At 52.0% G+C, this 10884-nt stretch carries 18 protein-coding genes; 14 read left to right on the plus strand and 4 right to left on the minus strand.

The features are described from left to right. The first annotated feature begins 58 nt into the window (after nt 1–58). The 8 genes from MAF45_RS10555 to MAF45_RS10590 all read left to right on the plus strand — a co-directional run bounded on the left by MAF45_RS10555 (nt 59) and on the right by MAF45_RS10590 (nt 4866). Entirely contained in the window at nt 59–910 is an 852-nt protein-coding gene (locus tag MAF45_RS10555) for a helix-turn-helix domain-containing protein (protein ID WP_237980504.1), read from the plus strand. Then, nucleotides 897–1280, plus strand: coding sequence for a hypothetical protein (locus MAF45_RS10560; RefSeq protein WP_237980505.1), 384 nt, complete (start codon nt 897–899; stop codon nt 1278–1280). The genes MAF45_RS10555 and MAF45_RS10560 overlap by 14 nt, the downstream gene beginning before the upstream one ends. Then, nucleotides 1252–2280 carry an AAA family ATPase gene (locus tag MAF45_RS10565; protein WP_237980506.1) on the plus strand — a complete coding sequence of 343 codons (1029 nt, stop codon included), beginning with the start codon at nt 1252–1254 and terminating at the stop codon, nt 2278–2280. Before MAF45_RS10560 ends, MAF45_RS10565 begins: the two co-directional genes overlap by 29 nt. After that, complete coding sequence (locus MAF45_RS10570; protein WP_237980507.1) at nt 2265–2597, plus strand: hypothetical protein; 333 nt, start codon at nt 2265–2267, stop codon at nt 2595–2597. The genes MAF45_RS10565 and MAF45_RS10570 overlap by 16 nt, the downstream gene beginning before the upstream one ends. Nucleotides 2598–2657: 60 nt before the next feature. Next, entirely contained in the window at nt 2658–3056 is a 399-nt protein-coding gene (locus MAF45_RS10575; RefSeq protein WP_237980508.1) for a DUF1064 domain-containing protein, read from the plus strand. Between the two features lie 4 nt (nt 3057–3060). Next, nucleotides 3061–3315, plus strand: coding sequence for a hypothetical protein (locus tag MAF45_RS10580; protein ID WP_237980509.1), 255 nt, complete (start codon nt 3061–3063; stop codon nt 3313–3315). Next, a complete protein-coding gene (locus tag MAF45_RS10585; RefSeq protein ID WP_237980510.1) occupies nt 3305–3655 on the plus strand; it encodes a hypothetical protein in 351 nt (116 codons plus the stop codon). The genes MAF45_RS10580 and MAF45_RS10585 overlap by 11 nt, the downstream gene beginning before the upstream one ends. Before the next feature lie 338 nt (nt 3656–3993). Next, nucleotides 3994–4866, plus strand: coding sequence for an LAPAL motif-containing putative phage structural protein (locus MAF45_RS10590; protein WP_237980511.1), 873 nt, complete (start codon nt 3994–3996; stop codon nt 4864–4866). 53 nt (nt 4867–4919) lie between these two features. On the opposite strand, the gene MAF45_RS10595 is transcribed toward MAF45_RS10590, so the two are convergent. Beyond that, the gene (locus MAF45_RS10595) at nt 4920–5345 is read right to left on the minus strand and encodes a helix-turn-helix domain-containing protein (RefSeq protein WP_237980512.1); all 426 of its coding nucleotides are present in this window, start codon (nt 5343–5345) and stop codon (nt 4920–4922) included. Between the two features lie 65 nt (nt 5346–5410). Continuing rightward, entirely contained in the window at nt 5411–5533 is a 123-nt protein-coding gene (locus MAF45_RS11365) for a hypothetical protein (protein WP_283207085.1), read from the minus strand. Between the two features lie 89 nt (nt 5534–5622). On the opposite strand from MAF45_RS11365, the gene MAF45_RS10600 reads away from it, so the two are divergent. Continuing rightward, nucleotides 5623–5853 carry a hypothetical protein gene (locus MAF45_RS10600; protein ID WP_237980513.1) on the plus strand — a complete coding sequence of 77 codons (231 nt, stop codon included), beginning with the start codon at nt 5623–5625 and terminating at the stop codon, nt 5851–5853. Here the strand turns inward: MAF45_RS10600 and MAF45_RS10605 are convergent. Beyond that, the gene (locus MAF45_RS10605) at nt 5834–6181 is read right to left on the minus strand and encodes a hypothetical protein (RefSeq protein WP_237980514.1); all 348 of its coding nucleotides are present in this window, start codon (nt 6179–6181) and stop codon (nt 5834–5836) included. The two genes, MAF45_RS10600 and MAF45_RS10605, sit on opposite strands and share 20 nt — an antisense overlap. A 27-nt stretch (nt 6182–6208) precedes the next feature. Between MAF45_RS10605 and MAF45_RS10610 the strand changes: the two genes are divergently transcribed. Further along, nucleotides 6209–6598, plus strand: coding sequence for an HNH endonuclease (locus MAF45_RS10610; RefSeq protein WP_237980515.1), 390 nt, complete (start codon nt 6209–6211; stop codon nt 6596–6598). On the opposite strand, the gene MAF45_RS10615 is transcribed toward MAF45_RS10610, so the two are convergent. After that, entirely contained in the window at nt 6587–7177 is a 591-nt protein-coding gene (locus MAF45_RS10615; protein ID WP_237980516.1) for a DUF4145 domain-containing protein, read from the minus strand. The genes MAF45_RS10610 and MAF45_RS10615 overlap by 12 nt on opposite strands. A 10-nt stretch (nt 7178–7187) precedes the next feature. On the opposite strand from MAF45_RS10615, the gene MAF45_RS10620 reads away from it, so the two are divergent. The 4 genes from MAF45_RS10620 to MAF45_RS10635 all read left to right on the plus strand — a co-directional run bounded on the left by MAF45_RS10620 (nt 7188) and on the right by MAF45_RS10635 (nt 10879). Next, nucleotides 7188–7409 (plus strand): hypothetical protein, encoded by a 222-nt coding sequence (locus MAF45_RS10620; RefSeq protein ID WP_237980517.1) that lies wholly within the window; start codon nt 7188–7190, stop codon nt 7407–7409. Nucleotides 7410–7491: 82 nt separating this feature from the next. Further along, nucleotides 7492–7953 carry a P27 family phage terminase small subunit gene (locus tag MAF45_RS10625; RefSeq protein ID WP_237980518.1) on the plus strand — a complete coding sequence of 154 codons (462 nt, stop codon included), beginning with the start codon at nt 7492–7494 and terminating at the stop codon, nt 7951–7953. After that, nucleotides 7950–9632 carry a terminase large subunit gene (locus MAF45_RS10630; RefSeq protein WP_237980519.1) on the plus strand — a complete coding sequence of 561 codons (1683 nt, stop codon included), beginning with the start codon at nt 7950–7952 and terminating at the stop codon, nt 9630–9632. The genes MAF45_RS10625 and MAF45_RS10630 overlap by 4 nt, the downstream gene beginning before the upstream one ends. Then, a complete protein-coding gene (locus MAF45_RS10635; protein WP_237980520.1) occupies nt 9629–10879 on the plus strand; it encodes a phage portal protein in 1251 nt (416 codons plus the stop codon). The genes MAF45_RS10630 and MAF45_RS10635 overlap by 4 nt, the downstream gene beginning before the upstream one ends. The last annotated feature ends 5 nt before the right edge of the window (nt 10880–10884 follow it).

Genomic DNA, 10884 nt, shown 5'->3' on the forward strand with positions numbered 1-10884 from the left:
GGTACTTCGTTATACGGCCATCCAAAAAAGAAACCCCTAAAAAATAGAGGCGGTCGAAATGGATCAGTGGCTTGGAATTGCCGCTACCCGAAAAGCTTGGGAAGCAAATGTCAAAACATCAACACAACGTCTGATGCTTTTGGCGTTGGCTAAGTACTCAGACGATAAATGCACCTCATTTCCGTCTGTGCCTTCTCTATGCGCAGATACTCTGCTCAACAGAAAAACTGTGTTTAAGGTTTTAAAAGAACTCAAAGAGATGGGTTTTATTTCAGTTGAGAAACGACCGAACAACGGAAACAAGTACTTGATTCAATGTAGTCCCAAAAACGGTACTACCGAAAACGGTACTACCGAAAACGGTACTACCGAAAACGGTACTACCGAAAACGGTACTACCGAAAACGGTACTACCGGTAGTCCCAAAAACGGTACATCGGTAGTCCCAAAAACGGGACATGAAGAGTATCAGTTAACAAATCAATTAACAGATAAAGAAGCTCTTCCTCCCTCCCCGCCTCCGGCGAGGAGGAAGACCGCGTTCCCCTGCCCACCAGAAATCAACCCTGAGGCATGGGACGCGTGGATGCAGGTTAGGAAAGCAAAGAGGACGGGCGGAATCACGAAGTATGGGTGGAAGCTCTTCTGCAATCAAGCGGCTAAGGCTGGACTAACACCAGCGCAGGCGATAGATCTCTGCATAGAGCGGGGATGGCAAGGATTTAAAGCCGAGTGGCTGAAGAGAGAGCAGGAACCGGAGGACGACTTCAAACGCATGGGTAGGCAGGAACGAGAAAGGCAGAGGCTTGCGAAGCAGCAGGGTCAGGCGCCGGCGCCTTCTTCGAAGCCCGCTTCTGAACCACAGAACCACGACGACGAAATCTACGAGGAACTCAATGGACTCTTTTGAAGCCGCACGGATCGACCGTCATGCTCCATTCGGACCGGTGATCTACATCACCTTCCGATCAAAGGTTTTTCCGGATCACGCAACACCAAGGCTCAAGGTTAACTGGGGCTTCGGTGACGGCGAGGAAGATCTCGTTCCATACGTTGACGACGAGGTTTTTATCGATCCATTGGACAGGTTCCAGGACGTGGACTGGCGATTCTGCCGGGGGCATTCCGTTTCCGTGAAGTCTGAGGAGGGTATGGATCCGGTGATGTGGGCCTGCAGAGACAACATATTGAACGCTGATCCGTGCTTCGCTTCTTTCCTGGACTCAACCGACAGAATGGAGGTTTACAGAGATGGCAGATGTCTTTGCAGGGACCGTTGAACCGGCAAAAACCCGCGGCGCCTGGAGTGACTACAACGCCCGGATTGCCGAGGACATCGTCAAGTGCGGACAGCTGCAGGGCGATATCGCTTCGGAGTTGATGTACCCGGCCAGTCGGCTTGCAGGAAAGAATCCGCTCGTGAAGTCCTTTGACTTCCGTCCTTCGGAACTCACTATCTGGGGCGGCGAAAACGGAGCGGGAAAGTCAGCCCTTATGAATCAGCTTGCTCTTTCCATGATGTCTCAGAGCCAGAAAGTTTGTTTGTTCTCGTTCGAAATGGATCCGAAGCGGACGCTGATCAGCTGCATGCGCTGCGCTTTTGGCCGTTCGCCCACGACTCAGGATCTTTTCCCTTTCTTCGACTGGGCGAACGATTTGCTCTACATCTACAGGAACCAGGGCGCTATCAGCGCGGAGTACTGCGCAGACGGTGTCTTCTACGCCGCAAAAATGCTCGGGTGCCGGCACATCGTTGTGGATAACCTCATGATGCTCACGACTGGAAACAGCTCGGACTCGGTTATGCAGTCTCAGAAGCGCGTGGTCCAGACCATGAAAGAAATCGCTATCGCAACCGGCGCCCATATCCATCTTGTCGCTCATCTTCGCAAGCCGGCGAATGGTCAGGGGCAGAACGCGAAGCCGTCCCGTTTTGACATCTCCGGATCGTCAGACATCAGCAACCTGGCCGATAACGTGGCCTTGCTCAGGCGCAATCGAGAGAAGGAGCAGCAGATTATCGACGGCGGATTTCGTAATGACCAGTGGGACTCTGAACCGGATGTCCTTCTGACAGTCGATAAGCAGCGAGCAACCGGAGACTCAAGCATGACGCCGCTCTGGTACGACAAGCCTAGCGGCCAGTTCTGCATAAGCTCAGCTCGGTATCTGCAGGACTACATGCCGTCCGGGATGTCCGGAATCGACACGACAAAACCGCATCAGCTCGATGCCATTCAGGGACTTAAGGAAAGGAGCAAGCCATGGGAACCGATATGAGCTACTGGAGCAGCCAGCTCGCAGCGCTTGATCATGAGTGTGAGCGAGCGAGGCGGGACAAGGCAAAACGAGCTGAAGTCAACAAGAGGTCGTTGGAACGAGTCTATAGAACCCGGAAATCAAGAATTCCTACGCCGGAAGAGCTGGCTGTCATCGTAAGAGCCTATGGAACTATGCCGGTTGAGCGGTTCTGCCTGGCATCCGGGACTAACAGGTGCTCTATGAGCAGGCTCATCCGCGGACTGCCAGTTGGCATAAAAACTCTTGAAAAAGCTTTGACGTTCTCAAAAACCATTGTGGAGGCGAACGGTGGTTGAGTTCGATAAGCATGATTGCACTTCTGTACGGATAAGGACGATAGAGGAGTTTTGGCATCCATGATTTTTAAAACCGCGCATCGAAACTACGCACTGGAAGGACTCAGGGCCAGAGGTCGTCTCAAAACAGGCGAGCTGAACAAGACCGAGCAGTCGTACTCCGATTACTTGGAGGGAGAAAAGCGCTCAGGACGCATCTTAGATTTTTGGTTCGAGAGCATGAAGCTCAAAGTGGCTGATGGCTCATGCTGGTACACGCCGGATTTCGTCGTTCTTCGCCCAGATGGCAGGATCGAGCTGCACGAAGTGAAAGGCGCTCCAGCGGTGTTCATGGACGACGCGAAGATAAAGTGCAAAGTCATTGCCGACAAATACCCGTTCGATTTTTTTGTTATCTATCCCCGACGCAAAAAAGACGGCGGCGGGTTCGATGTCATTCCTTATCCCACAAGGAGATAGTCCGATGCAGTACACGTGGCACACAGTTCACCAGCCGAAAGACCTGCCAAAAAACGGGGTGCGGGTACTCTTCGAGGCTCGCTCAGGATTCCGCTTTTATGGACGCAGGACCGGACGCGAAACGATCGAGGTGCTGCTTACGGGCCGCGAGATCTCATGGCTGCTCATCAAGATGTGGGCCGTGGATGAGGTCCCAGAAAATGATGGAGCTGAAGAGCGTGGGCTGAGATTCTTCAACAGGAGCTACTATGGACGTTGAGGAGCGGCTTCGTAATTGGGGGAGGTGGAGCAGGACTGGAAGCGGTTCGCATTCCCAGGCTTCTCCAATCTACCGAATCATGGTCGAAAACGATCCAAACTATGAGATAGAGCCATCCTCCAGTGGAGTATGCGACGAGGGCGACGCTCTACGGGTCGACAGGGCCATAACAAAAGCAAAACTGAAGCCGTATGAAAAGGAGATGCTGAAGCTTCGGTACATCCAGCTCTACAACAAGACGGCCATCTGCAGCTATGAGCGGATCCTTTATAGGGAGTTTGAAACGCTCATGGCTGCGGCTGTTGCCAAGGTAAAGCAGGAATTAGAGTTTGATGTATAATAAATCAAACAATTCGAACGGTGCCAATAGGCTTTAAATCTGCGGCGACGCAGAGTTTTTGCACCCTAAAGAAACGCAAACCCGAGAAGAACCATCTTCCCGGGTTAATTTTTTATGCCGGGCGGGGTTTCTTGGCTTAAGGCCGGCCCCCAGCTCGGCGCCACTTATGCCGGGGCTTCGCTTCTTTTTTCTCCTGATTGGAATTGTCTTGCTTACCGCTGCATGAAGCGAAACCTCGGCACCAACATCCACACAGATAGTTCTCCTAAGTGGTGAATGATTCTTTTGTCGTGATGTAAGTTAAAATAGTTTCTTCAATCCATTTTCCGGAGATGAAAATGGAAAACGTCACGACGAAAACAGAAACTTTCTTTGTTGAATTCGATGGGCCTGCGTTTGATAAGCACGAAATATCTGCTGCGGCTTTAGCGCAATCTTTGTTGGCACTTGATGGGTTTTCTCAGCAAGTGGCGAGAGAGATTTATGGCAGAAACGTTCAGGCGGAGCTTAAGGTTAGTGGAGGTTTTCGCCCGGGGTCGTTTATTGTTGATTTGTGTTTTCAGTCTACTGGCGCGTTGGCTGCTGCAGTAACTGCCGTTCGCGGCGTTATTGATACTGTTAAAGATGTTGTTAAGCTCGGGAAATGGGCTTTTGGCGAAAAGGTTGATGTTGAAGCAAAGCCAAACGCGGCTGGAGAAGTCCGTGCCATAAACAAATTTGGTCAATCAATCAACATCAACGCCGGAGTTGTTAACATTTATAGTTCGATGAAAACGCGAACACAGCTTTCAAGGTTTACACAGACGCTAGACATTGATGGTGTTGATAAGATAAAAATTTCCGGAAATAAGGATTCCTCACCCGAAGAAATAACAAAGGACGATAGAAAGTACTTCCGCCACGAAGAAGGGATTGTTCTTACCGACAACGAGACAGAAGTTATTCTTGAAGTTATTGGACCAATGCTGAACGGAACGCCGAAGGGCTGGACATTTAGCGAAGGCGAGGATGGCATAACGTTTACAGCAACAGTCGAGGATAATGATTTTCTTGAGGACGTTAAGAGCAGAAAGATTATGATTGAAAACGGAACAAGCATCAGGGCGGTGGTACGGGTTGTGCAACGGAAAAATGTCCGTACAAAAACAGATAGGACAATCGTTGAGGTAAAGGAAGTTATTCAGCCAGACGCAACTCCGAAAACAAATTAATTTATATGAAACGAATTAAACGACCCCGCCCTCGTGATGAGGACGGGTTTTGTTTAATTGTTTACTGTTGAAAGATCGAACTGGCTGCCGATGGCAATGAGAGCGTTTTCAATCGCCTCCATGCTCGCCTTATCCTGCGACATGTCAGTGAGCCTTGATGCGTTGGCCTGGGGAATGCCGAGTTTCCTAGCCAGTTCATTGACTCCGATTCCTTTCTCAATCATTTTGTTCCAGAGAAGTATCTTTGCCTGAACGCGAGCCGGAACATAAATGTAATGCTCACCTTTCGCTTTAGGCATGGGGATGGGTTTTCTGTTTTTCCTGTATAGCAGATACATCATCCCAGGAAGGGCGTCACACATGAAGTCGAGGGCCTCTGACTCCGTGGCGAACTCGTCTGATACGGAGGCACCGAGGTCTTCGCTTTCGGCCTTGAACTTGCCGTTTGAAAGCTTTGTAAGTTTTACTGCGTATCTCATAAAATGCTCCTTGGAGGTGCTTGCTTCGGTGGATGGTGCCCCCGGTTTCCCGGGGGCTTGCGGTGCTACTTATTACGGGGCTCCGCTTTCCGTTCTTCGGTTGTTTCCTTCGTGATCTCTATCTTGACTTTGAGGATCTTGAGATTGATCTCGAAGGAGAACTTCCGCACTACCTTTGTTTCATCCACTAAGCATCACCTCCTTTCTGATTCATATAATATCATAAAAAACTATCAATGATAGTATAATATGGTATTATATTGATTTAAAGCAAGCCATGACCGTGCTGAACATAGATATCGAAAAAGAACTTAACGATCTGTCTTCTCGCCTGGCAATCGTTGAAAAAGACCTTCAGGCAAAAGAATATCGAGAGCAAAAGACGATAGAAGAACAGGCGAAAAGATCGGAGAGAAGGCAGAGCACGTTTGTCGGCTTCCTCTGGGGGCTTTGTCTTGGCCTTGGTGTAATGCTTGTTCTGTTTTGGGCTAAGAAAACAGGTATTTAATACCCTCACTTATAAAAACAACAATAAGTGCAACAGGCCCCGCAACGAAGAGGCTTGTTCTTCTTGTCTGTTGAGCTCTTCTTTCCGCTTCGACCTTGGACTCCATAGCTATTTGCCTTTGTAGTATTTCGTTTTGCTTGTTAATTCTTTCAAGAGCTTGAATCAAGGAGAAAGCAAACGATCTTGCGCTGTCGTCAACACTGCCGGCCATTTGACGTGCGGCGTCGCCAACAAAGTTGTTGGAAAACGGATTGGCTTTGATTAAGGTTTGAAACAGGCAGGCGGATGCGTAGTTAATAAGCTCTTTTTCGTGGTCTGTGATTGCCATTCTTAAACTCCTTTGTTTCGTGACAGTATGCCTCTCCTTCATATCTGCGCTTATCCGGGGTGCCAGGCGGCGATTCCGGTTGAAGAGAAGTTCTGCGCGAAGCACAAGGAGAAGGGAAAATCGCTGGCCGCCGAACGCGAGGCACGGAGAAAAAGATTCAAGGGAACGGCTGCGCAGCGTGGCTACGGTTCGAAGTGGCAGCGCCTGCGGGCCCAGTTCCTTAAGTCTCATCCTCTTTGTGAGGAGTGCAAGCGGCAAGGCCGGCTGACTAAAGCCACGGATGTTGATCACATCATTCCGCATCATGGCGACCCAAAGCTAATGTGGGATCAGAGCAACTGGCAGGCTCTGTGCCACGAATGTCACAGCCGCAAGACCGCTAAAGAAAACGGTGGGTTCGGTAACTCAGTGCTTTGAGAAGCGGTTGTTAAGGTCCGCAATGATTTTGGGTTGAGTAATAAGTATCTCGACGGCTGAATTGATCAGAGTGGATAAGCTTTCTGCGGTTCCTTTGGGGTCGAGCCCAGACTTGTCCAAGCTGTCTAATGTTCCCGCGTGAACAAATTCATTACCGGCAAATCGGCAGACATTTAGAAGGCTTTCGATCTGAGTGTTTCTCTTCGAAACTTCAATAATTTTAGAGGCTAAAGTTTTCTGGTCGTAGCCCAGCCAAGTTAAAAGTTGTTCGAGGCAAAGTCTTAACAGCATGCATGATCCTCTTGGCGATCTAGTGAGGATGCTCTGAGCTTCTCGAAATGTTTTCGCAGCTGGCTCCGGCATGTCTTTATGCGGTGCAACGTCTTTGTAATCCGGATAGACAAGCTCTTTATTCACCCAGAGAGCGGGCTTGTTGCAATTGAAGCAAACAGAGATGGCTGCTTCTTCGCTCTTAAAGTCTTCTGAGAAGTCCTTTTTTATAGAAACCCAGTTCATTGTGGCCAAAACACCACAGTGCGGACAGGTGAACGCGTGAGCCTTAAATTTAGGTTCGTTCATAGAGGTGCTTATGTCGGTTGAGAATAAAGTGTCCTGCCTTTCCTCTGTATATAAGGGCATTGGCGAGGCTAGAAAGATTTTAGATCGACTGGCCGAGATCACGAACAAAAGATTCAGCGGAGAAGTGCTGCCGCTTGAAGAGATCGTTTCTCTGTCGTCGCAGCTTGACGAATGCAAGACCGATATTGAAATCAAGCTCATTGAGTCCGAGCAGGTCGACAGCAGGGGGTAGGGGGATCAGATTTTGGAATCGAAAGCCCTCAAGACCGCGCCCTTAGCCTTTTTTTTGCGCACGAACATCGATTTTTTGAACTATGCCGGCACGACGAGTATCAGATGAAAGAAAACGGGCGACCGGTGTTCATCTGAGCGCTAGGAGCGTTAGAAGAACTGTTCCTGTCGTTGGAAACAAGCTTAGCGATGATCCACCGGTCGGAGTTCCGGGGGATGCAAAGGAAGCCTGGGAGCTTGCGGTCAAAAACGCGCCGGAAGGCCGCCTGTCGGTTGTTGACGGGCCTGCGCTAGAGCAGTGGTGCCGCACTTACGCTCTATGGCGGAAGATGGCGAAGGCGGTTGAGCATGGTGCGCTCTATGACGTCGACGAGAAGTCTGGCAGCAGGAAGCTGAGCCCGGAATTCACGGCCATGCAGGCCCTTCTGGCGTCATTGATCAAGCTTGAAAAGGAGCTTGGCTTCACGCCGGTCGCCCGCACGCACGCGCCCGCGCGCGAGGAAGAGAAACCGGAATCTAACAATCCATATTTGAATAACGAATGAAGAAGCCGGACTACGTTGCCATTGCGAAAAAGTACATGCGCGACGTGGCGGACGGTACTGTGCCTGCATGCCGGTACGTGAAGGAGGCAGTGCAGCGGCAGGCCGATGACCTGAAGAGATGGTCATCCCCTGATGGGGACTACCATTTTGACGAAAAGGAGGCCGGGCGCCCCTGCTGGTTCATTGAGAACCTGACGCACACGAAGGGTGAACTCGCGGGCCGGCCTATTCATCTTGAGCCGTGGCAGGTGTTCCTTCTTACGACGCTTTTCGGGTGGAAGGCTAAAGCCGGAAACAGGCGTTTCAGATCTGCTTACGTTGAAGTGCCGCGTGGAAACGGCAAAAGTACATTGCTTTCAGGAATAGGGCTGTTCTGCCTCTGCGCCGACCATGAACCAGGCGCCGAGGTCTACAGTTTTGCGACAACCCGCGAGCAGGCGAAAATCGTCTTTGGGGACGCCCAGACGATGGCTCGCGGGAACAAGAGCCTTCAGGAAGCTTTTGGACTCGAAGTAACGGCTCACGCTATCGTAGTCGAGGGCACGCACAGTTACTTTCAGGCGAAGAGCTCCGAAGGAAGCACGCTGGACGGCCTGAACACGCACCTCGCGATCATTGACGAGCTGCACGCCCACAAGAAGCGGGATGTTTTTGACGTGGTTGAGACTTCGCTCGGCAAGCGGCGCAATTCGCTGATGGTTTCAATCACAACGGCAGGTGTTGACCGCACCGGGATCTGCTACGAGCAGCGCAGCATTGTAACGAAGATCCTGTCGCGCACGATTAATGATGAGTCCTACTTCGGGATCATTTACACACTTGATCCGGAGGACGATTGGAAGAGCGACGCGGCGCTGTCTAAAGCGAACCCAAACTGGGGCGTGAGCGTTCGCCCGGAAGTGATCCGGGCCCTCCAGGCTAAAGCCATAGCGACGCCCAGTGCTGAGAACAACTTTAAGACGAAGCACCTCGATGTGTGGTGCAACGCCGATGTTGGCTGGATGGACATGAAGGCGTGGGACGCCTGCGCGGACGAAAGCCTGGACGAAACTGATTTTGACGGCGAGCCCTGTTGGATTGGGCTGGATCTTGCTTCAACAAATGACATGACGGCGAAGGTGAAGATCTTTCACCGCATGGTCAACGGCGAAAACAACTACTACCTGTTCGGCGACTACTGGCTGCCGCGGGCCGCGATCGAGCGCGGGAAGAACAGTCAGTACCAGGGATGGGAGTACCTGGGGTACCTGCATGTAAACGAAGGGCCAGTGACGGACTACGCGCTGATTAGGGATTCGATTCTCGAGGACTGCGGACGCTATGAGGTGCAGTGCGTGGCTTACGACCCGTTCCAGGCTGTGCAGCTCTCCAAAGAACTCTCGGATGACGGAGTCCCGATGGTGCTTTGCAAGCAGACGGTTGCCAACCTCTCGGATCCAATGAAGCAGTTTCAGGCTCTCGTGCTCGACCACCGCCTCCACTTCAACGGGGATCCGGTGTTGACATGGATGGTGAGCAACGTGGTCTGTCACGTTGACGCCAAGGAGAACATCTATCCGCGCAAAGACGTGCCGGAGAACAAGATCGACGGGGTTGTGGCCGGAATCATGGCGCTTTCTCGTGCCCTGCTGAAGGAAGACCACCAGGCAATGGATTTGAATGAGTTTCTTGAACTATGAAGATAGCCTCTATTTTTGGGTCCATCGCCCACTGGGCCGGATGGGGCTCGCCGATTGGCGATGTCTCCGGTCTCCAGCGCAGGGAGCCAACTGGGCCCGTTGTAAGCGGAGTCCAGCCGATTCCTCCGGACCACGGCTTGCAGCTTTCAGCCGTGTGGTCGTGCGTTACCCTGCTCGCCGAAACAATTGCCTCTCTCCCCATCGTTGTATACCGCCGGGATCCTGACGGAAACCGCACAGAGGAGAGGGGGTGCCGCGTATGGCAGGTGCTTCGCGCCCCGAATGCCAACATGACGCCGCACGATTTCTGGATGGCTATGGGGCTGAACCGCTTCCTCAGAGGCAACGGATACGCTCTTATTTCGCGAGACGGAACGGGGCAGCTCGTAAGCCTCACTCCTCTAGCGGCCGATCAGATGGAGGTAGGTGTTGTCGACGGCGATGTGGTCTATCAGTACTACAAGGACGGCAGCATCTATTACTTCAAGTCCGACAAGATCCTTCACTGGAAGGGGCTTGGGAACGGCATTGTCGGGCTGTCGACGCTCGAGTACATGCAGGCGACCACAACCGAGCTCGTGAACGCTCAGAAGAACGCCACGACGATGTATGGGAACGGCAATCAGTTGACCGGACTTCTTATGATCGATCAGGACCTGAATCCTTCTCAGATCCGCCAGCTGAAGGAGCGCTATGCGAACCTGACGCCGGTGACCGGGAGTTCCGGAGACTGGTTGCATGTCCTTCCGGGCGACATGAAGTACCAGCAGATTTCGATGTCGGCCGCAGACGCCCAGCTGCTTGAAACACGGCAGTTCGGGATTGAGGAAATCGGCCGGTGGTTCGGTGTGCCGAGCGCACTTTTGAACAGCTCCGGAGGTACGGCGGCAAGCGGCCTCGAGCAGATTATCGAAGGCTTCTACCGATCGACGATTCAACCGCTTTGCACCGGCCTAGAGCAGGCGCTGACAAAAACCCTTCTCACGATCGAAGAGCAGGAAACGCTCAATTGTGAATTCAAGATGAGCGCGCTGCAGAGAGCGAACATCGCTAGCCGCTATGACAGTTACAGCAAGGCTCTGCAGAACGGATTCATGACGCGAAACGAGGTGAGAAAACTCGAGAACCTGCCGACGGTGGACGGGGCCGACGCTCTGACCGCGCAGAACAACCTCGTGCCGCTTGATCGCCTGGGGGAACAGACGAACACCGATCAGACGCCGCTCGGCGACCCGATTAAGCAATGAGGCGC

Source organism: Mesosutterella porci (assembly GCF_022134585.1).
In the GTDB taxonomy this organism is placed as follows: Bacteria; Pseudomonadota; Gammaproteobacteria; order Burkholderiales; family Burkholderiaceae_F; genus Mesosutterella; species Mesosutterella porci.

Excerpts from the sequence above, each read along its gene's own strand:
- MAF45_RS10630 (WP_237980519.1), top strand. The coding sequence starts at position 7,950 with ATGAAGAAGCCGGACTACGTTGCCATTGCGAAAAAGTACATGCGCGAC.
- MAF45_RS10610 (WP_237980515.1), top strand. The coding sequence starts at position 6,209 with ATGCCTCTCCTTCATATCTGCGCTTATCCGGGGTGCCAGGCGGCGATT.
- MAF45_RS10620 (WP_237980517.1), top strand. The coding sequence starts at position 7,188 with ATGTCGGTTGAGAATAAAGTGTCCTGCCTTTCCTCTGTATATAAGGGC.
- MAF45_RS10575 (WP_237980508.1), top strand. The coding sequence starts at position 2,658 with ATGATTTTTAAAACCGCGCATCGAAACTACGCACTGGAAGGACTCAGG.
- MAF45_RS10580 (WP_237980509.1), top strand. The coding sequence starts at position 3,061 with ATGCAGTACACGTGGCACACAGTTCACCAGCCGAAAGACCTGCCAAAA.
- MAF45_RS10635 (WP_237980520.1), top strand. The coding sequence starts at position 9,629 with ATGAAGATAGCCTCTATTTTTGGGTCCATCGCCCACTGGGCCGGATGG.
- MAF45_RS10555 (WP_237980504.1), top strand. The coding sequence starts at position 59 with ATGGATCAGTGGCTTGGAATTGCCGCTACCCGAAAAGCTTGGGAAGCA.
- MAF45_RS10615 (WP_237980516.1), bottom strand. The coding sequence starts at position 7,177 with ATGAACGAACCTAAATTTAAGGCTCACGCGTTCACCTGTCCGCACTGT.
- MAF45_RS10590 (WP_237980511.1), top strand. The coding sequence starts at position 3,994 with ATGGAAAACGTCACGACGAAAACAGAAACTTTCTTTGTTGAATTCGAT.
- MAF45_RS10570 (WP_237980507.1), top strand. The coding sequence starts at position 2,265 with ATGGGAACCGATATGAGCTACTGGAGCAGCCAGCTCGCAGCGCTTGAT.
- MAF45_RS10560 (WP_237980505.1), top strand. The coding sequence starts at position 897 with ATGGACTCTTTTGAAGCCGCACGGATCGACCGTCATGCTCCATTCGGA.
- MAF45_RS10625 (WP_237980518.1), top strand. The coding sequence starts at position 7,492 with ATGCCGGCACGACGAGTATCAGATGAAAGAAAACGGGCGACCGGTGTT.
- MAF45_RS10585 (WP_237980510.1), top strand. The coding sequence starts at position 3,305 with ATGGACGTTGAGGAGCGGCTTCGTAATTGGGGGAGGTGGAGCAGGACT.
- MAF45_RS10605 (WP_237980514.1), bottom strand. The coding sequence starts at position 6,181 with ATGGCAATCACAGACCACGAAAAAGAGCTTATTAACTACGCATCCGCC.
- MAF45_RS10595 (WP_237980512.1), bottom strand. The coding sequence starts at position 5,345 with ATGAGATACGCAGTAAAACTTACAAAGCTTTCAAACGGCAAGTTCAAG.
- MAF45_RS10565 (WP_237980506.1), top strand. The coding sequence starts at position 1,252 with ATGGCAGATGTCTTTGCAGGGACCGTTGAACCGGCAAAAACCCGCGGC.
- MAF45_RS10600 (WP_237980513.1), top strand. The coding sequence starts at position 5,623 with ATGACCGTGCTGAACATAGATATCGAAAAAGAACTTAACGATCTGTCT.